Origin of the sequence: Virgibacillus natechei (assembly GCF_026013645.1) — a bacterium.
Classification (GTDB): Bacteria; Bacillota; Bacilli; order Bacillales; family Amphibacillaceae; genus Virgibacillus_L; species Virgibacillus_L natechei.
This window is the reverse complement of the sequence record NZ_CP110224.1, coordinates 1,514,509-1,534,857: the sequence shown is the minus strand read 5'-3', so window position 1 is coordinate 1,534,857 and position 20,349 is coordinate 1,514,509. Positions and strand designations below refer to the sequence as shown.

The window sequence follows — 20,349 nt, the reverse complement described above, 5'->3', positions numbered from 1 at the left end:
TATACTATTTATAATTAAGAATATATTATCGATAGTGAAAAATAAAGGTGGGATATGAATGGTCAATACGGAGGTTCGTGTTGTAAACAAACAAGGAGAAGATGTTACACCTAATGGGGCAGAGTTAGGTGAAATAATTGTAAAAGGCAATGGCATTACCGAAGCAAATCAAACCCTTGTAGACGGTTGGTTATACACTGGCGATATAGGTGCCATTGACGGCCAGGGAAATATACATGTCGTTAAACACAAAAATGCCCAAATTACGGACAATGAAGAGAACATTTCTTCGCTTGAGGTTGAAGGGGTGCTTTACAAACATCCTGAAGTAGAAGAAGTCGCAGTCATTGTAACACCTCATATAGAATGGGGAGAGACGTCCCATGCATTTGTTGTCCCTCTAGAGGGGTCTACCGTAACAGAAGATGATTTAATTGCATTTTCAAAAGAAAAACTAGTGCATTACAAATGCCCAAAGGCAATTACTTTTATGGATGAACTCCCTAAAACTGCCAGTGGCAAAATTTTAAGAGTGAAGCTTCAAGAAATGTAAAAGAAATGAAATAAGCTTGTATCCACGCACAGTATTAATCGGATACAAGCTTATTATTTTATACATTTAGAAGCTATGGTCGAGGTTCATTTCATCTTCTTATAAACGGAGGGTGGTGGTTATATAATGCGCATCTACTATTTGGTTGTCGCAATCAATGTGGAGAACTAGCTTTTTTATCCTTTTCTTAAATAACGTCTGCCTCTCTCCAACCATTCTTGTTTTACCTGCTCTTTTTTTGATTCTTGTTGGTCAAATTTCTCAAAATAGGTTTCTGCATACTCTTGTACCTCATCCCAAGTCTGAAAGAACAGAACTTCAACTTCCTTCTCGCCACTGTTTGTAGTAACTTGGTCATTTATACAAATTCCATAAATCCTATCTACCTTGTCTAATAGACTTAATAGAGATTCCTGTTTGTCTTTGTTAGAAAAAATTTTTTTAACTTCTCCTAAATAATTAGAGTCATGTTCATTAAAAGCAACATTGTCAAGGCGCTTACTACTGTGATAAACCTTTTTATTGTGGGCATATATCCACAATAATGTCCCATGGGCTAAATCTTTTTGAATATTGACTTGCACTTTATTCATTTTACCATTCCTTTAGAGTTTATTAGCATTCCAACTACAATTCATGAATATCCGTTTGTCGAATTATGCTTCCCTCTTATACAAGCATACACTAGTTTCGGTTTTAATAGTTATAAAATGAAAAAGTAGTTACAATAATTCGATCCTAACTACTTTTTAAACTCCATTTTCCAGCTATAATACACATTATCAGGATTTTTTTCATACTGTAAATAAGCGTTAAATTTCTTCCCCTGCTTACTCGTTAGACCTTTTACATATGCTTTTTTATTTTTCAAGAGTGACTTTACCATTGTTTTCGTTGGTTTTTTCTTCATTGATGCCAGGTATTTATCATTTTTCCAAATTACAAATTTGCAACCACTCTTCCATTTGCTGCAACCAAAGCCTTTATAACCTTCAACTACTTTTCCTTCCTCACATTGTGGGCATTTCCCTAGTATTTCATTCGTTTTCCCTGTAGAAGTAGAAGAAATTTCATTGATGATAACATCTTGTCCACTTTTAATTGATTCTACCGATTCGGTTGTGAAATTAAATACAAGACTGAGAAACTCCTTCTTACTAACCTTGCCTTTTTGAATATCTGACAAGGCCTTCTCCAGACGTCCTGTAAATTCCAAATCGAACAGGTCTTGAACAGGGAAGGAGCGAACAAGCTTCCTTCCTAAATCGGTACACACTAGATTCTTGGCTTGTGCTGTAATGTAACCCACATCTTTCAACTTTTTAATCATTTCTGCTCTAGTTGCTGGAGTTCCTATGCTGAACCCTGTTAAAATACTTCCCATTAATTCTTCTGATTCTTCCGCTTCCAAGTTCTTGCCACATGTCTCCATCACACGTAATAATGTTCGCTCCGTATGGTGCTTCGGAGGTTTTGTAACATGGGAAGAAACCTCCGATTCTATAAGGCTGACAACCTCTTTCATTTCTACAAGTGGTAGAATCGTCTCTTTAGACCCAATATTTTCTACTTTTTTCCACCCTTCGACTAGCTGTACCCTTCCCTTCGAAGCGAAAACTCCTTTTACAGTATCAATTTTCGTCGTGAGCTTTGTTTCTTCGTATTCAGCTACAGGCATGAATTGCATGATAAACCGGTTCTTAATCGCTGTATAAATAATTTGTTCATCACTTGAAAGACGCTTCGGTTTTAAATAAGTTGGAATGATGGCGCTATGACTCTCCACTTTGGCGTTATTAAACACCCTTTTCGTTTTTCTAAACTTTACCTCTTCCTTATATGGGAGATCCTCTGCATGTGTTTTTACTACCTTTGCCGTTTTTTCTGTCAAACTCTCATCAAGTGCAATACTTGATGTCCGTGGATATGTGATGAATTTTTTCTCATAAAGAGATTGAGCAACTTTCAATACTTTATCAGAAGTCCATCCTTTATATTTATTCGTTATATACCCTTGTAAATTGGATAGGTTAAACAGGAAAGGTGCAAACTCTTTCTTTTGCTCAACCTGTTTATCCGTTATGGTTCCCTGTTTGTTTTGGATAGCATGATAAATTGCTTCTACTGTTGCTTTCTTCTTAAACTTTTCTTGTTTCTCTTCCACATAGGTTCCTTGATATTCTTTTTCATCTTTAGTTTGAAAAGTTGCGGTTAGTTTAAAATAATCTTCTGGAACAAACCTCTCAATTTCATTATCACGGTCATAAATGATTTTCAATGTTGGGAGTAACACTCTGCCGATATTAAGTGCTTTTCCCTTTCCTTTTTGATATTTTAATGTTGCAACAGATGTTAAATTAATCCCAATCACCCAGTCTGCCCATTGCCTGCTAATACCAGCATCTCTTAGCGGTTTCATCGTTTCATTGGAGGTTATCTTTTCAAGTCCCTGAAGAACTTCTGTCTGTGTCCATTCATTTAGCAATAATCGATACACTTCTTTGTTTGGCTTTTTTCCGCCACGGTAAATGATACTATCCCCAATTAGTTGACCTTCTCGATCATAGTCACACGCGGAAATAATCATATCAACGTCATTTCGTTTCATTAAATGCTGAATGACTTTTATTTGTTTCGATGCACCTGAATCTGATTTTTGTCTATTTCTTGGATCGCTTTTCACCTTATATTTAAAATCAGAAGGAATGAAAGGAAAGTTATCCATTTTCCAACTTGCCATTTTACTGTCATAATCTTTCGCATCATAAAGCTGGACTAAATGGCCAAACGCCCACGTAATAATATAATTATTTCCTTCAAAATAACCATCTTGTTTATTTTTTATTTTCAATGCATCTGCAATGTTCTTTGCTACAGAAGGCTTTTCGGCTAGAATTAATTTCATAGATTTCACCCATTTTTTTATGTTTTCTCTAGTATAGCATGTTTTAGGAATTTCGAGAACGAATGTTCCTCAAGAAGCATCTAAGACTTATACCATTTTTAACGTTAGGGAATACGGACACATTTAGTAAATTTATACGTTAAACGAATTCTCACCTTACATTTTCATGGTATATGGTGGCTCGATCTAGGCGGGCCATGTTGGTTTCCTATCTGCTAAAAAAGTCGATTCCTTTATGTTCAGGAACCGACTTTTTAATTTGATATCTTCCAGCAAAACACTGTCAGATGGAGGGGTATCACACTTCAAATTCCTTAAGTTTTGCATTCGGACTTAACACTTCTTCTGGATTAAACACGGCTACTGGTAAACCTGGCTTTCTGTAATTTCTCTTTTATACTGTCATCCCCAGCCTCGTTCATACTGGACCGGTGCTTCAATAGCATAGCCTAACTCATCAGCGGAAGCCTTTGCCCAATATGGATTTCGCAGTAGTGCACGGCCAATCAAAACCATATCTGCCCGTTCATTCTGTAAAATTTCCTCCGCTTGGCTGCCGGTAGTAATCTTACCAACAGCACCTGTTGCAATCGCTGTTTCGCTTTTAATCGTTTCGCATCGTGGTACTTGATAGCCGGGATACGAATTAACTTTTGCCGGAACAACACCGCCCGAACTACAGTCAATCAAATCAATACCTTGTTTTTTCATTTCATCTGCGAAATCACTAGCGTTGCATAAACTTTTTGTACAAAAGTCAAGCAATTTATTTAGTTGAAATTTAGGAATAATGGTAATTTTCACTTTAAAAATGTATAAAAAACCTTATAATTAGGGTATGGTAGTCCTGTCCAAATCCCTAATTATAAGGAGCAACCATGGACAATAATACCATAAAAACTGTATTCAAGGAATACATTCATCCATTAGATTCAAAAGTAATTCAAAAAATGATTGACCACGTTGGGCTTGATAAGTATGTCAAAAAGTTCGATGTACTGGCATATACGAAAACTTTTATCTATGCACAACTAAAAGAACTAGATAATCTTCAGCGAGTAAGTGACACGATTAAACGTCAGAAAACAGTTCAAAGATTAGTGGGCATAGAAAGTATTAGTAAATCACAACTTTCTCGAAAAAATAGGGAGATCCCACACGAAATGTTTGAGGTAATCCTCCATCATTTAATTCAAAAACTGCACCATACACTTGGACCGAGAATGGTAAGCAAAGAACTTGGAAAGCTTCATCTGATTGATTCATCAACCATTTCAATGTGTCTGAGTCAATATGAGTGGGCAGATTTTCGAGATACAAAAGCTGGGGTGAAGATGCATACCTCCATTTCCTTTTGCGATGATCTTTCTTACCCAAATAAAGTTATTCTTACACCGGCAAGACCTGCAGATGAAACACAGCTGGATGCATTGATTGTGCCGGATAAAAACGTGCTTCATGTATGGGATCGAGGCTATTTCAACTTTGATAAATTTGACGATTACTCGAAAAATAATATTCGTTTTGCTACACGCATTAAAAAGAATACGGTGGTACATGTAATCGAAGAATTACCCGTTGACAGTTCTTCTCCAATCACCCGTCATGCCATCGTGAAAATGGGAAACATGAAAAAACCAGTTCAATTAGTAGAAACACGAGACAGTGAAGGAAATCAAATTAGAATTGTGTGTAATGATGCGAAACTGAGTGCACAGGAAATCAGTGATATTTATCGTAATCGCTGGCAAATAATCCAAACGTTTGGATTATTTGCCGTCGCACGAAATAACCCCCATGATTCACATGGGGGTTTATTATTTGATTTTTTCAGCTTGTCTAACGATGCTAATCCATTCACGAATGCAGTTTTAATATAAATTCTTTCATATCCACAAGGCGAGGATATTTCGGTTTTATGTCGGCACCTGCGATTACCAGTGGTACAAGAGATTCTTGCCTATGCAGGGAACCATGTGCCGCACCAGCAAGATGGAATGGGGTAGATTGGGCTTTAAAATCACAGCCTGGTTTCGCATTAACCACAAGGAAACGACCTGGCTGGGAGTGAAGTGCCCCGTAAACCCGGGCAAGGGCATCTGGATAATCCCCGTAGGTGAGCCTGCTATCATCTCCTACTTGCAAATCCAGAAGTTCCAGATTCCCTTCGACGCTCCAAGATTGCTGATATACATCCGTATATTGTCCGCTTGGATGATAATCTAATGACCCCGCTCCCCTTCCAGATACGACATGGATGGATTCTTCATTCTTCCAGGCAATAATATCAATACGGCTGTCATTCTTTAGTAAATCGGCAATAACGGACAGGGGCTTATTTTTATCCAGAAGGTAAATATAAGCCATACGCTGATTTACACAAAGCACAAGCTGGTCTTTTTTGTGAACGGGGCGCTGAATCCGTGTGATACGGTATTTTTTTAGTATTTTGCGTAAATCAATAACGAAATCACGATACTTGGAACCCGTCGGAGCATGACCGTTATCTCCCATTACCATCCATACATTTTGGTTAAGCGCTTCTTCCCAGCTTGGATACAAATTCAATGTTTTTTGAATTTCCCTGTCAATTCGGCTGATGCCCTTTAAATCCATTGGCCCTTTAAAGTGAATACGAAAGTCCAAATCCTGAAAGATACAAAAAGTAAAGCCCGGAAGTTTATTCCTGCGAATTAAATGACGGAGGTCGCGAGCTGTATATTTATAATTCCCTGCAGCAATTTGCGTTGGAAAACCCCTCGGGCGCAGTTTGGAAAACACTCCTAAAGAAAAAACGGATGTTGCTTCCGTTGTCCGCTGACCATCTTTGAATCTGGTCAACGGACGAAGTAATCGAGGAACGTGCATCCGCTGCTTCGTATTTCCGCGATAAACAAAAGAATTAATCGAAGCAGATGGGATGCCCATCTCAGCTAATTCTTCGTAGATTGTCGAAACATCACCGCCCAAATGCTCATTATTCAACCGGTAAAGCATGTTATGAACGGTTCGCTTGAGCCCTAACCTGTTTGTTTCCCGGAATCCCGTCCCATAGTTAATGATCTCACGCTTAGAATCATCAAACCAGTTTAATCCTGGAATGTGGTGCTTATCCGCATAAGTCCCTGTCAGGAGAGTGCTATCAATCGTTACTGACATGGTTGGAAATGAACTAACCATGTTGGAAATATAACTGCCATTTTCCATCAAAAATTGCAAGGCAGGCGCTCGCCCGGTTTGTACAGCTACTTCCAACGGATAAGGCATTAGTGAATCAATGTTTAGTAAAATTACTGGCTTTTGTTCTGGATTTTGTTGTTGTTGTAGATTTTGCTTCATACATTTCATCCTTCATATATAATTAATCTTATGTTGTCTAACCAAACTTCATGATTGGACATTCAAATTGGAAAACAGTTTCAGTATAGTTTAAGCTGACTTATGAAAACTAATACTGTTTCTAAAATTTTTGGGAGCAAAATTTTACAATACAATAATTTAAAAGGATGATTGATGATGAATAACCGCCGTGGTATGATGACTTCGTTACTTGCTGTAGGTGCAGCAGGTGCTGCCATTTATGGGATTACAAGAGGAGTCCGAAACGGAACATTTCAGCGCCTGCCGCAAACACTTTCCAATGCCATGAATAATCAAGCAGTGCAACAAATAGCGAAACCACTACAGAATATGGCAACCAACCAAAACATTCAACCATTGGCAAATAACTTACAAAGTGGAACAAATAACGCACAACAACAAGTAGGAAACAACAATTAATATGAAGTAATTATAAGGATGATTTACTATATGAATCATCCTTTCTTTTTATAACGTCAGAAAAGAGGAAATTTATGGACGACCTTATAAAGGACACGGCTAAGTTGGGGGAAACTTTAATTTTTCTCATTGGCGTTACATAAAAATACAGGACAGAGCAACCGTGGACTTATATTTTCCATATTATTTGTTCATACTGTTGGCTGTTAAACTATCTAAGGGTGGGGACTATTATGATTTTATATATAGGTAAAGCGATTCTTTTATATATCATAACCATTATTATGATCCGGCTTATGGGAAAATCAGCCTTTGATCAATTAACAGCTCATGATTTAGCAGGCATTTTCTTTGTGGTTACACTGGCGGTCAGTCCGCTGGCAGCAAAAGATCTTACCTACTCGATTACTGGAATCATTGTTATCGGTCTAATTCATATCCTCTTCTCTAAACTTATTAATACATTAGAAGGAAGCTCCCTTCAGCCTGCACGCTCACTTCCACTTTTGGCTGGTTATTGTTTACGTTTCCTTTTAATGCAGTTGAAGCATTATTTAACTCTAGCGTAATTTTTTCATCCTCTTCTCTTGGACAGGAGACATCCATAACGGGGTTGATAATTTCATCCGTAATGAAGTTATAGACCCGGCCTTCACTCTCATTCAGTCAACCAACTAATTGCTCGTTTTTAAATGCAGCTACACCTGAATATTCCAGCAAGGTGGGGGCAGCTATTTCTGAAACATTGCTCTTGGTTCTACCAGATTCAGGATCCCCAAGAATTTGGATACCGGTCATCACTGGGTGATTTCCTTTACTTACAAGGTCATTGATAAGCAAATCCAACGTAACTGGAACTGTTGATCCAAAACTGACATGAGACTCCTCGAGCGAATTAAGCATTTTTTGACCCGGTATTTTTTCCATGGGTACAACTATATTTAGAATACTTTTAGCAGTTGTTTCTTTTGCAATAATCATGGAAAAATCGGTTCGGATTTCATGATCTCTTGACAAAAAATCCAACACTTTGCCGATTCCTTCATTTCGGACAAGCTCTTCACCAATTATTACAGTGCGAATGTGGGAATTATAAAGTTTTTTCGGAACCTTTGTGGTTAGTTTTCGTAACCCTTCAAATAATGTGTCACTAACTACACTATATGTGGTAACCTCTGAGCGTAATGGATCTGTATTCGTTTGTGCAGAAATTTCACCGGGATTGATAATTTGGACAGACAGCTGATATTGATCCTCCTGTTTATCGATTCCTAAAGCCGTTATGATCGAAATTTCATTTAGTTCCTGGCTGTCCCAACATCCGACTAAAACTGGTATTAATAGGACGATATAACCAGCAATGATAATCTTGCTTTTTAAATTTGACATTGTCACCGCCCCCCTATTTCTTCTGCTGTTTGCTTCTGGATTTTGGCTTGGGCGGCTTACCTTTGCGTACGATGTTTTTTTGATTGATCAAACTGGGACGGGAAATCATCCCCCGCCATGGTACACGAATAAGCGCGTCTTTCTGATCGGCCGCAATGAACGGGCCAAATGGAGCCATATAAGGGGTACCGAAAGAGCGGAGACTTGATAAATGAAGTACAAGTGCAATTAAACCGATGGTGATTCCAAACAAACCGTAAACGGCTGCAAGAAACATCATCACAAACCTTAGTAAACGAACAGCAATCCCCATATTATAGGCCGGGAAAACAAAACTGGCTATCGCTGTAATGGAAACCACAATTACGATTGCGGCGGAAACAAGACCGGCCTTAACAGCAGCAACCCCAATTACAAATGTCCCGACAATCGATACAGCCTGTCCTGTAGCTTTCGGCATTCTTACTCCCGCTTCCCGCAGCACTTCGAATGTTAATTCCATCACTAAGGCTTCGACAAAAACAGGAAACGGAACGCCTTCACGCTGCGCTGCAAGGCTTATCAAAAGTGCAGGAGGAATCATTTCTTTGTGTAAAGTAGTCACCGCGATAAAAATCGCGGGAGCAAGCAATGCGGCGAAAAAAGCGAATAATCGTATAAAACGGAGAAAAGTCCCGATAGTTGCATGCTGGAAATAATCCTCATTCACCTGAAAATACTGTACGAATGTTGCTGGTGCTACCAGAACAAAAGGAGTACCGTCAATCAGGTTCATCACACGCCCTTCTAATAGGTTAGAAGCTGCAACATCCGGACGCTCTGTGTTAAATATCGTCGGGAAAAAGGTAAATGTTTTATCCTGAATAAGTTCCTCGATATATCCACTTTCCAATATACCATCCATATCGATCCGATCAAGCCGCCTGCGCACTTCTTCAACAATCTTACCGTCAGCAATACCCTCATATACATGATTGCGACATCCGTTTTTGTAGCTGTACCAACTTGCTTTGTTTCAAGCCAAAGATCGGGATTTTTAATCTTCCGTCTGATTAAAGAAGTATTAGTGCGGATTGCTTCTGTAAACGCTTCCTGGGGTCCGCGGACAGCTTGCTCGGCTGTTGGCTCAGTAACTGCTCGTTTTTTCTCCTCCCTCTGTACTGACGGAAAGCCCTGTTGTATGGCCGTCTATCAAAATGACTGTGCTCCCTTTTAAAACAGAAGAGGAAAGATCATTCATATAATGAATATATTCTATGTTTCCGGCTGATAAGGATTCGTATTTCAAGACTTCTACAATGTTTTGGCGAATGGAATCTTGAGATACTGATCCGTTTGAACTGGTGAATACACTTAATGCATTTAGAAGGTCACGAAGCGCTTCGCTATCTACAAGTCCATCTGTATAAAGAATACCAGCTTTTTGCTGATGATCCTTATGAATATATAATTCTCTGATCATAATATCACTGCTGTTCCCTAATCCGCTTTTCACTTCGTCGATGTTTTCCTGTAAATTGCCATGAAGGCTTTTTTCATTCGGTTTGGACTCATTCACTCGTCTACGTTTAAAGCGCATGTTGCTCTCCTTGTGGATTTTTTTGTTGTTGATAGTATGAGCGGTAACAGGATAGTTTATGACGATATTCATATCCTTTTTTGAGATGTGGATGCCCATATAGATGCAGGCACTGAAAAAAGCCGCATTTTATGTAAAAGTCTTTGATAACTCTTTATCCCATTGGTTCCTTTTGACAATAAATAGAATATGATGGAAATATCGCCTAATATTAAAATAACAAGGTCATTTAAACACCAGTTGTTTAACAAATTTTACATGAAATCGTTCATACTTATTTGACTAAAAAGTGTCCGTTCTTATCTAGCAGAAATGCTCTGTTATACTTTAGCAGTTACAAATAGTAGGTGAGGCCTCGGAATGTTGCAAAGATGGGGTCAAAAATTGCTTTGTTGCTCTAAGGAATGACGCAACTTTGATTTTTTGCGCAGATTTTTAGCAATGATTATATTCCTAAGTATAAGAATTAACACAAAAACAAATAGAACCCTCATATTTTAATGGCGGTTCTATTTTTGTTTTCGTTTAATAATTTTTACCATTTTTCGTGAGCGTGAGATTATTATTGTTACAAATCTGCATAGAAGAACAAAGTTGGGATATTCTTTAATATGCTTAATTATTTTTTAGTCCAATCATCGGCTTTTACATATCTTTGTCGGGGAGAAAAAAAGAGAGCATCACCAAAGTCGCACCTAGTGCCTTTACCCATGCACCAATTTCAACAAGGCGATTTTCAATATTTCTTAGCTCCTTACTACCTCCAATGGATATGATTGCGGCTCCTGCAGTAATCAAAGTTACACCATATGACAGAAGAATTTCTGATTTCGAGCCCTTAGGATTGAATACTTCAGTGAGAGCTAGGCTTCCACCTAGTGTTTGAATTAAATTCCCTTTAACAGTCAACTTAGTTTTATCCTCATCTGAATCTGGTACAACATTCCCATATGTGACAGCAAGATTACCAGTAGTTAGGGTTTTAAGACCCAGTTTTTCGGCATCTAATTCATCTAGAGTATCTGCTATGGTTGCATTACCAACCGCAGCAAGAACATTGGCGTAAGCGAGTAATCGGGAACGGGTTTCTTCTCCCAAGTGAATGTTCTCTGTAGCAGAAATGGCTTCCAGAATTACACCAGCTGCTAATACCGAGGAGCCAAGTCTTTCTTTATCTTGCCTCATGTTTATAACTCCTCCCCCTTTTTCACTTGTTTTACTTATCCTATGTCTTTATGTGATCACATGTAACGTCTAGAGTCCCGATGGCTATAGCTAATTTTTAAGCTATAGTGATTTGAGAAAGACTGATTTTATCGGGCAGACCTTAGAAAAACGGAATAGATAGCTTCTCGACCTTTAGAAGTTAAAACTGCCTGACCTTTACCGAAATTGTGTGACCACATGTCATTTGAGCCAGGAACATTTCACACCAGTTAAAGCGCCTGATTCTTGAATAATCAAATAGCCTTTTTGAATTTAACAAAATATGGTATCAAAAAAGAAACCAATATTAAAATGGTGACCCCTATTCCAACCGTTACAAAGAAATTATCAAAAGGCGAGAGATAATTCATAAATATTAATGCTGATATAACAGTTAGGGATACAAATGCAAACCTTCCAGGAACAGATATTTTATGTTCTGTACTACATTTATCACATTTAATTGACTTATTATATAACTATAAATGATATTGTCAGGAGCTTGCCAAGGAGCAACAACTGTAGACAGCCTATTGGGGTGGGTGTCATTCCGGCAGATTGTTATTTAGAGCCTGCTATGTATGCAAATCGAAAAATTATCGATCGTTTTGGTAATGGAAAACAAATAGAAGTTGCAGCATCAACATCACGCGGGAAAAATCCTTTTCCAAAAGAGTGGCGTATGCATGCGTTTCTAGTTGATGCATTACCGATATTAAATGAATATTTACCTGTGAAAACCAAAGAGGCAAATCTTCCTGCGCATCGGCACATGATAAATGCCATCCGTAATAGTGAAGATCCAGTTACATTGGCATTTGTCGGACCGCTGACAGACCTCGCACGTGCACTGGAAGAAGCCCCTGATATTGAAACCAAAATTGAGAAGCTGGCATGGATGGGTGGTACATTTTTGGAAAATGGAAATGTAGAAGAACCAGAACTTGATGGAACAGCTGAATGGAATGCTTTTTGGGACCCGGAGGCAGCTAAGACAGTATGGGATAGTACCATTCCAATTGATTTAGTTGCATTGGAAAGTACAAATATGGTGCCTTTGACCCTAGATGTAAGAAATAAATGGGCCTCCGAAAGAAAGGATCTAGGGGTTGACTTTTTAGGACAATGCTACGCAATGGTACCACCTCTAGTTCACTTCCAAACGAACTCCACCTATTTTCTATGGGATGTGCTAACAACGGCTACAGTCGGCAGGGATGATTTCGTTAAAATGAGAGAAGTGAAAAGCATCGTATATAAAGATGGTGCCAGCCAAGGAAAGACAGAGCTTTCAGAAACGGGACGAACAGTTAACCTGGTTTATGATGTGGATAGAGATAAATTCTTCGATTATATTACAGATCTTGCGAGGCAAACGAATTGAAGAGGGGCATTTCATGAAACGAATAATTATTGATACAGATACGGCTGCGGATGACACAATTGCACTGTTAACGGCCCTTCATCATTTCAAAGTAGAAGGGATCACCATAACCGGAGGAAATGTTGATTTTAATCAACAAATTGAAAATGCATTGTACACCATACAGGTATTTCAGCCAGAATATTATGTGCCGGTATACACCACTCACCCCATCATTGAGTGGGTCATAGGTTTCCCTATGTTCAAACTTTAGACCTGTATGTTCGGTTGTTCATCAGTTCCTTTATGATCAGAACTATTCTCACCATATCGAGACATAGCCCGTCTCATTGGAAGAGTCTGTCACAACTAGCAGGATATCAATGATTGGCAGAACCTTCATCTTGAATATGCTAATACATCAAACATACATATTTTCTTCATGGTTTTATATTACCAATAAGTTATATAAATGTGCTTTTGGGGAACCTTATACACCTTAACTATCCCCACCTCGCACTATGAAGCTTCACCTGAAGAGGTAATTAAATTCCTTACTTATAAATCTTCTTTTATAAAAAAGAGAACATCTCCATGGACTACTTTGTCACCAACTTTTACAGTTAATGTCTCAACTATTCCGCTTGTTCCAGCCAGAATTTGCTTCACATTTCCTCGTTCTGCTCGAATCATTACTAACAATTGCTGTTCGCGAACTTTTTCTCCTGATTCGACCTTGATACTTTCCAAACTTCCTTTAACTGGGCTTGTAATAATTTGTCCATAACCCCAGCGTCTTGGGAATACTTCATACTTCATCTTAAATTCATCTCCTTTATTTATAGATTAAATTCCCATAAGTAATAATATTTTGTTATTTACCTGTTTAATTATAAATCTCTTATTTAATCCTGTTTCGAACAGTTTATAACTTTTTATCTTGTACCATGTAGGGTTGTTCCTACATTCAGATTCTAAGTTGTGAACTTTTAAATAAACTTTTTAACACTTTGGTTAATTGTTCATTCAATATAACTGTTCTCCTCGAAGAGCTCTTGCAAGTATATCTTTGTCGATAATTATCTTTCAATTCCATATTTAGTGTATATTCGTAATTCTAATCTCCCGTTTCAATCGAAGCAATATATAATTTAGATTAAATTAATCTACATTTGATATGAGTGGTGGATGATAGAATGGAATTACGCCAATTTACATGTTGCCCAATCAGCCGTAAGCAGGCAAATTGCCAACCTGAACGAACTTGTTCTTCCCGGAGAATTCGATATCCATCGTCCTTATCAAATATTGCTACTTGCATTTTACGAACAATATTCATGAATACACCCCTTTGATGAAATTGTTTTTGATATACCAAACTTAACTTTCATAGATTGGAAACCCGTCTAAATAACATGCAGTACCGTAAAATAGGAAAATGGAAAACAGGGGCGAATGCCAATAACCTGTAAAATATTTAAGTGCAGGGATGAACGGTCCTGTAATCGTCTTTCTATTTGATCAAGCTTCTCCTGGCTTCTGTGTAAAAAAAGGAGTCGAAGAAGGTATTATTTCCTTCACTGGAAAATACGTTTGTTTCTTATCAATGGAGAATACAATATATCAACCAGCAGCAAAAGCAGCACTTGATGTGAGTTCAATTAGACCAACCCCTTCTACCCGAAGCAATCACGATTTCTTTTTACCAAAATATAGCAATCCAACTAATGCACCAATGATACACATAGCTACTGCTAAAATTAAAAATGGTATCGCACCAAGCTGAAAAATCAACGGTACAGATAATGCTGTTACCAATCCGCCACCGAGAAATGGTTCAAATAGTAACTGTTTATAACCAAAACCTTCGAATGCAGGTGATTCATTTTTAGGATCTGCTATTCGCATCAGCAATAGTCCCGTTGCTGTTATCCCCATTGATTGTCCGAAATCCCCGATACCACGTTCAAACCAGTATGACGGTATCATTCGTGGCGCCAAAACAAGAAAACCAAATACGTTCCAGGCAATCCCTGTTCCTGCCAATAGTAAAAACGGAACAATATATTGACCGATAACATCAAGTGAAACAGTGGAAATTGCTGTCAAGATTAGTATATCAAGTGAAAATCCTTGAATACGGTTCATCATTTGCCGATCTATAATCTCCGTATTATCTATTTTAGTAAAGAAAAGCTGAATAAGGATACCACCAATCATTGCTAGTGGGAACAAGGGGATGTATGTCATAAATTCAGAATCTGTAAAAGCACCCCATGTTGCACCTTCCAGCCAAATCAAAAATTGCAGGAGTAAATAACCTACTAAAACAGCCAGCCCAACAATCGCAAAGTGTAAGGAAAGTGGTTCAATAGACTCCGGGCGAACCGTCATTGTAGCTGCCGGATCTCTCTTTTCAAACTCCATTATCCCCTGCTTTCTTAAGCTGGAAAATCCTTTAACATCCTTAATCACATTCGTCTTTTCCTTACGTATTGCCCAGTTAATCAAGATAATCCCCATAACCACACCAGAAAGAATACCAACAGTGGCCAAACCAATAGCAAGATCATAACCTTCAGAAAATCCAAGTTCTTCAAATGTTCCTTGCAATCCTGCAGCCGTTCCGTGTCCCCCTTCAAACCCAATTTCAATTAAAGCTCCTGCCATTGGCGGTAAACCAAAAAACGGTGATAGAACAAGAATGGCAAGTAAAATACCGATCACATATTGTCCCCAGCCAATCGTCCAGCCAAATGAAAACTGCGGACCACCAATATTCCATATTTTAGATAAACTTGGAATCGTTGCACCAAGAAATAAGGTTGCAAAGACAATATTAATCATTAGTCCTGGCAAAACTTCCCAAACTTCCATCACTTCAGGTGTCATAAATCCGGTAGTCCAAAATGAATCTTCACCTACAAAATTCCCCATTATCTTCCCAAGAACCTGTGGCCCCAATAGCAACGCTAAAAATCCCCCAATGACGGAGGATGGAAGAAATAGATTTTGTAGCCAATTCACTCGTACACGAATCCATTTTCCGATAAGAAGAAATACCCCTAAATATAATAATGTAAATCCTATCTGGTCAGGTGTCATATAAAATCCCCTATTCATGTATGTATTTATAGCAATTTTTATCTTTATTCCCTAATTTATTATATTTAAACTGGATAGGCTTTTTTAATCAGAGGTATCCACATTGCACAGAATTATCAGCGTTTACTTATAACAAAAAAACTGTCTAATAGTGTAGCTACTAGTTAGACAGTTTTTTTACTCCTATATACTATTTATATATGAATCAGGCGTTTAACTCAATCTTACCTCCCATTACCAACAACCTTCAACAAATCATCCTACATGAGCTTCCCCCTCATCTTCATCCAACAGATTTATATAACCTAATCATGTGCTCACACCGTGTAGTTTGGTTCTTGATTTATGAATTCATTGAGTTGGTGTGTTCATTGTGGTCCACCATTATTTGATCAGATTCAATAACCCCATCCTTCATTTAGATCAACCGAGTACTGTATGCCGCTGCGTCCACGGAATGTGTAACTTGAATGATTGTTATTCCCTTTTCTCCATTAATTTTCTTAAATAATTCCATAATCTGTGTTCCTGATCTACTATCTAAATTTCCGATAGGTTCATCTGCAAGGATAAGTTTAGGACTTATAATCAAAGCTCTTGCTATCGCCACTCTTTGCTGCTGGCCACCCGATAATTCCCTAGGTGCGAAGTTCTGTCTCTCTGTTAAACCGACAATCTTCAGAATTTCTGCCAGTTCATCTTTATAATCACTGGTCTTTTTCCCATCCATGGTTAATGGAAGCATTATATTTTCAGCAACAGTAAGGTTTTGAACCAAATTATAAAACTGAAAAACAAATCCAATATGCCCGCTTGGATTTGATTAAAACCAATAAATGGGGTTTTGAACACGTACTTATATAAATAACACCTAATATCTACGCTTACGTCCATATATAATTCTTTCTTTTCTAAATATACTGCAAAAATAAGCAAAAGAATAAATTACCATTGCTATTTTCCCTTCCTTTGCATATAATAAGAACAAACGTTCCTTAAAGGTGGCGAATACAATGGACTATTCTTCATATCCTCGAAATGATGTGCTTTGCATTGATATGCGTTCATTCTATGCAAGTGTGGAAGCTATTAAATTAGGACTTGATCCAATGAAGACGTTGCTGGCAGTTGTCGGTGATCCAAATCGATCCGGGAGTATTGTCCTGGCCGCGTCTCCAGAGTTAAAAAGAAAACATGGAATTAGTAATGTGAGCCGTTTTTTTGAACTACCGAATGACCCAAATATTCATATTGTTCCCGCCCACATGGCTGACTATCTTCACGTATCAGTGGAAATTACGAAGCTGATTAATCAATATGTACCAAAAGAAGCCATTCATCCATATTCGGTGGATGAGGTTTGGGTAACGGTCAATGGACTCCAAAAACTTTTTGGAGATCGATGGCAAGTAGCAAAAAAAATAAAACAGGATATTCTTGATAGCTTCGGTATTACGTCTTCAATCGGGATTGGCGATAATAAATTCCTTGCCAAAGTAGTCATGGATTTACATGCAAAAAAAGCTGGCATTGCTGAATGTACCTATGAAGATGTGGAAGAAAAGCTTTGGCCCTTCCCTGTCGAAGAAATTTGGGGGATAGGCAGCAGGATGAAACATAATTTGAATAGAATGGGGATTATAACCCTTGGTCAGCTCGCTAGGTTTGACCTGGAACATTTGAAAAAACGATTTGGAATTATGGGTGAACAATTGTATTGGCATGCATGGGGTATAGATTTAAGTCCGGTTTTTGGTGATTTTACAAAAACGGAGCAAAAAGGGTTCGGACATGGTATTGCCTTATTAAGAGACTACTCCGGTGAAGAAGTCGCTGTTTGTGCCCTTGACCTTTGTGAAGAAGTCTGTCGCAGAGCCCGAACTGCTAACCAAATAGGTAAAACCATCCACTTAGGTATCTCCTATTCTAAAGAAACAGGCGGCGGATTTTCTCGCTCAAAATCGATCGATATCCCTACCAATGTAACGATGGATATCTACGGTGTATGTATGCAACTGTTCAACCAGTTTTACGATGGTAAAAGTAAAATAAGACATGTGTATGTAACGCTAGGCAATCTATCTATAAAGGGAGAAACGCAATTGGATTTATTTGAAGATCGTTCGAAGAAAAACGATATAGGCTATGTGATGGATGCCATTCGGGATAAATATGGATCAACTGCTATATTGCGTGCTTCCAGCTATACTGATGCCGGGGTCACACTGGACAGAAGTAAGAAAATTGGCGGACATTATGCTTGAAGGTTTTTTAGAAAACTTGGCTTACGCGAAGCCTTTTTCTTATCTGCGAACAAATGAGCCCAACCGAGTCGGTATTTCTATTCCCAACGGTTCAAATTGGGAGTCATCGATATTTCTGGAAAATTAAACATTAATATAAACCCCCTAACGATAGAGATAACACCTATAATATATGTCCTGACGCATACTATACAACCATTCTAACAGAATCTTCAATTTCGAGTGTATTAATCGGAAAAAAATGATTGCTCAATCTTTACACGGACTTCTACCATTAAATATAAGTTAGTTAAGCTCTATGTCGGCGTTCCTGACATAGAGCTTTTCTCTTCTTGAAATCCTCGACAAAAATCGGGAAGTGACAGGCACCTTTTTTTCTAAAGCCTTATTTGTTTTTTCTTAATAATTAGTTATTTTGACGGATTGTTCACTTTCTATTAAACTGCTATGCTTTTATTAATAGGATAATCCTTTCATTTGAATGAAATTAAATGCAGACTCTTTAAAGGCCAATGTAATGTGAAAGGATATCGCTATTTTGTTTAGGATCCACTGTAGGTAGGAGTAATAGATTTACAATTAAAATCACAAGGAGGCAAAAAAATGAGTAACCGAAAAAGAGTATGGTTTGAAGAGGCTGGCCGCAAACTAGATCCAGGATTAGTAAAGCATCTACGTGGCAAAAGAAAAGAAGATCCCTATGAAACAACTACGAACAGCATCCCAATACCAGTCATTGTTTACTTTGCCAAGGACACAGATAAGGATACAAAAGACGACTTATTGACCACCTGCCAAAAAGACAATATTAGCAAATTAGATAAAGACTTGAGATTTCATGAAACTATTTGCGGACAATTAACTCCTCAGATGATTAAACAAATTAAAGACCACGGGGCAGTTGATCGTATTTATTATGATCGTGAAGTTACAAGCTTTCTTGATATTGCAAGCAGACAAATTGGTTCGGTTGATATACAAGAGCAGCATGACTTAACCGGAAATGGGGTAACAATTGCTGTCATTGATACCGGAATTCACCCCCATGCTGACTTAACAAATCCAACGAACAGAATTACCGCTTTCAAAGATTTTATTAACGATCAGGAAGATCCCTATGATGATAACGGACATGGGACGCATTGTGCCGGTGACGCAGCAGGGAACGCGTATCAATCAGAAGGTTTATATATCGGTCCTGCCCCTGAAGCTTCTGTAATTGGTGTGAAGGCATTGGATCAAGATGGTGGCGGAAGATTATCAACCATCATAGAAGGAATTGTATGGTGCATCGAGCACAAAGAAGAATACAACATTCGAATTATTTCTCTATCTCTCGGAGCTCAAGCACACGAGTCTTATAGAGATGATCCGCTAGCAATGGCCACACAGGATGCATGGCATGAGGGCATCGTTGTTTGCGCTGCCGCCGGAAACAGTGGACCAGAACCAGAGACCATCAGCACACCAGCCATCAATCCGTTTATTATTACTGTCGGATCTACAGACGATCAAGATACTGCATCAAGAACGGATGACCACATCGCAGATTATTCAAGCCGCGGACCGACTATTGACTCCCTAATCAAACCAGATATTTATTCGCCAGGAACTGATATTATCTCGCTATTGGCACCAGGGTCTGCTCTCGAACAACAAGTACCAGAACAGATCGTCGAAGAGACTTATTTACAATTATCTGGTACGTCGATGGCAACCCCTATATGCGCGGGCGTAATTGCACAAATGCTAGAAGCTAATCCAAATCTCAGTCCCAATGATGTAAAAAGCATTCTTCAGACAACTGCCCAACCAAAGCTTGACGATCTATGGGGCTATATAGAAGCACGAACTGCGGTAGAAATGGCTATAAATTATTCTACAAATCAACAACGTGTAGCTGATTAAAAAGCAGGGTACGAAATTTCGTAAAATAGATTTATTCTATAAGTTGCATAAGTAATTTCAAAAACCCCAGGATCCCTTCTGCACTGGGGTTTTTGTACGTTTCATTTTTATTTATGGCTACCCACATAAATAATCTATCAAGGCATTTAACCCAAATAACGATGATACAGTGTTCTAGCTTCAGCTATATCTTTTGTTCCATGAACGAGAGTACGACCATCTTGAAACATGACTAGACGCTGCTTATCAATTGTAAAGGAAAGGAGAAAATCGCTCACATTATTAATGTATAGACTT

The 20,349-nt window shown here is 38.3% G+C and carries 16 protein-coding genes and 4 pseudogenes; 7 read left to right on the top strand and 13 right to left on the bottom strand.

Annotated elements, in window-relative coordinates; all coding sequences use genetic code 11:
• The first annotated feature begins 58 nt into the window (after positions 1–58).
• On the top strand, positions 59–553 hold the full coding sequence (locus OLD84_RS08035) for a class I adenylate-forming enzyme family protein (protein WP_209461526.1): 495 nt from the start codon (positions 59–61) through the stop codon (positions 551–553).
• A 176-nt stretch (positions 554–729) separates the two neighbouring features.
• Here the strand turns inward: OLD84_RS08035 and OLD84_RS08030 are convergent, their stop codons facing one another.
• From OLD84_RS08030 to OLD84_RS08020, 3 genes and pseudogenes are all read right to left on the bottom strand, one after another.
• On the bottom strand, positions 730–1,146 hold the full coding sequence (locus tag OLD84_RS08030; protein ID WP_209461527.1) for a hypothetical protein: 417 nt from the start codon (positions 1,144–1,146) through the stop codon (positions 730–732).
• Between the two features lie 149 nt (positions 1,147–1,295).
• The gene (locus tag OLD84_RS08025; protein ID WP_209461528.1) at positions 1,296–3,458 is read right to left on the bottom strand and encodes a type IA DNA topoisomerase; all 2,163 of its coding nucleotides are present in this window, start codon (positions 3,456–3,458) and stop codon (positions 1,296–1,298) included.
• A 402-nt stretch (positions 3,459–3,860) separates the two neighbouring features.
• A pseudogene (locus tag OLD84_RS08020) lies at positions 3,861–4,181 on the bottom strand (oxidoreductase); the annotation flags it as partial.
• Positions 4,182–4,336: 155 nt separating this feature from the next.
• Between OLD84_RS08020 and OLD84_RS08015 the strand changes: the two are divergent.
• Positions 4,337–5,338 carry an IS4 family transposase gene (locus OLD84_RS08015; RefSeq protein ID WP_264917377.1) on the top strand — a complete coding sequence of 334 codons (1,002 nt, stop codon included), beginning with the start codon at positions 4,337–4,339 and terminating at the stop codon, positions 5,336–5,338.
• Here OLD84_RS08015 and OLD84_RS08010 read toward each other — a convergent pair.
• On the bottom strand, positions 5,316–6,797 hold the full coding sequence (locus OLD84_RS08010) for an alkaline phosphatase family protein (RefSeq protein WP_209462369.1): 1,482 nt from the start codon (positions 6,795–6,797) through the stop codon (positions 5,316–5,318). The two genes, OLD84_RS08015 and OLD84_RS08010, sit on opposite strands and share 23 nt — an antisense overlap.
• A 174-nt stretch (positions 6,798–6,971) precedes the next feature.
• Here OLD84_RS08010 and OLD84_RS08005 point away from each other — a divergent pair, with 174 nt between their 5' ends.
• On the top strand, positions 6,972–7,238 hold the full coding sequence (locus OLD84_RS08005; protein ID WP_209462368.1) for a hypothetical protein: 267 nt from the start codon (positions 6,972–6,974) through the stop codon (positions 7,236–7,238).
• Positions 7,239–7,694: 456 nt separating this feature from the next.
• Here OLD84_RS08005 and OLD84_RS19465 read toward each other — a convergent pair whose 3' ends face one another.
• From OLD84_RS19465 to OLD84_RS07985, 4 genes and pseudogenes are all read right to left on the bottom strand, one after another.
• Positions 7,695–7,844 (bottom strand): hypothetical protein, encoded by a 150-nt coding sequence (locus tag OLD84_RS19465; RefSeq protein WP_390336693.1) that lies wholly within the window; start codon positions 7,842–7,844, stop codon positions 7,695–7,697.
• A 60-nt stretch (positions 7,845–7,904) separates the two neighbouring features.
• The gene (locus OLD84_RS07995; protein WP_209462367.1) at positions 7,905–8,627 is read right to left on the bottom strand and encodes a Ger(x)C family spore germination protein; all 723 of its coding nucleotides are present in this window, start codon (positions 8,625–8,627) and stop codon (positions 7,905–7,907) included.
• Positions 8,628–8,640: 13 nt separating this feature from the next.
• Positions 8,641–10,206, bottom strand: a pseudogene (locus tag OLD84_RS07990) (spore germination protein).
• Positions 10,207–10,851: 645 nt separating this feature from the next.
• Positions 10,852–11,391, bottom strand: coding sequence for a DUF6944 family repetitive protein (locus tag OLD84_RS07985; protein WP_209462366.1), 540 nt, complete (start codon positions 11,389–11,391; stop codon positions 10,852–10,854).
• Between the two features lie 523 nt (positions 11,392–11,914).
• On the opposite strand from OLD84_RS07985, the gene OLD84_RS07980 reads away from it, so the two are divergent.
• Both OLD84_RS07980 and OLD84_RS07975 read left to right on the top strand, forming a co-directional pair.
• Entirely contained in the window at positions 11,915–12,796 is an 882-nt protein-coding gene (locus tag OLD84_RS07980; protein ID WP_245301494.1) for a nucleoside hydrolase, read from the top strand.
• Positions 12,797–12,809: 13 nt separating this feature from the next.
• Positions 12,810–12,995, top strand: a pseudogene (locus OLD84_RS07975) (nucleoside hydrolase); the annotation flags it as partial.
• A 338-nt stretch (positions 12,996–13,333) separates the two neighbouring features.
• Here OLD84_RS07975 and OLD84_RS07970 read toward each other — a convergent pair.
• From OLD84_RS07970 to OLD84_RS07955, 4 genes are all read right to left on the bottom strand, one after another.
• Positions 13,334–13,594 (bottom strand): biotin/lipoyl-containing protein, encoded by a 261-nt coding sequence (locus OLD84_RS07970; RefSeq protein ID WP_209462364.1) that lies wholly within the window; start codon positions 13,592–13,594, stop codon positions 13,334–13,336.
• A gap of 337 nt (positions 13,595–13,931) precedes the next feature.
• On the bottom strand, positions 13,932–14,114 hold the full coding sequence (locus OLD84_RS07965) for a hypothetical protein (RefSeq protein WP_264917373.1): 183 nt from the start codon (positions 14,112–14,114) through the stop codon (positions 13,932–13,934).
• A gap of 350 nt (positions 14,115–14,464) precedes the next feature.
• A complete protein-coding gene (locus OLD84_RS07960; RefSeq protein ID WP_209462363.1) occupies positions 14,465–15,880 on the bottom strand; it encodes a sodium/glutamate symporter in 1,416 nt (471 codons plus the stop codon).
• A 418-nt stretch (positions 15,881–16,298) separates the two neighbouring features.
• Positions 16,299–16,685, bottom strand: coding sequence for an ABC transporter ATP-binding protein (locus OLD84_RS07955; protein WP_209462391.1), 387 nt, complete (start codon positions 16,683–16,685; stop codon positions 16,299–16,301).
• 208 nt (positions 16,686–16,893) lie between these two features.
• On the opposite strand from OLD84_RS07955, the gene OLD84_RS07950 reads away from it, so the two are divergent.
• Positions 16,894–18,144, top strand: coding sequence for a DNA polymerase IV (locus OLD84_RS07950; RefSeq protein WP_209462362.1), 1,251 nt, complete (start codon positions 16,894–16,896; stop codon positions 18,142–18,144).
• 603 nt (positions 18,145–18,747) lie between these two features.
• Complete coding sequence (locus tag OLD84_RS07945) at positions 18,748–20,052, top strand: S8 family peptidase (RefSeq protein ID WP_209462361.1); 1,305 nt, start codon at positions 18,748–18,750, stop codon at positions 20,050–20,052.
• 146 nt (positions 20,053–20,198) lie between these two features.
• Here OLD84_RS07945 and OLD84_RS07940 read toward each other — a convergent pair.
• Positions 20,199–20,333 (bottom strand): annotated as a pseudogene (locus tag OLD84_RS07940) (thiamine biosynthesis protein MoeB); the annotation flags it as partial.
• Positions 20,334–20,349: the final 16 nt, after the last annotated feature.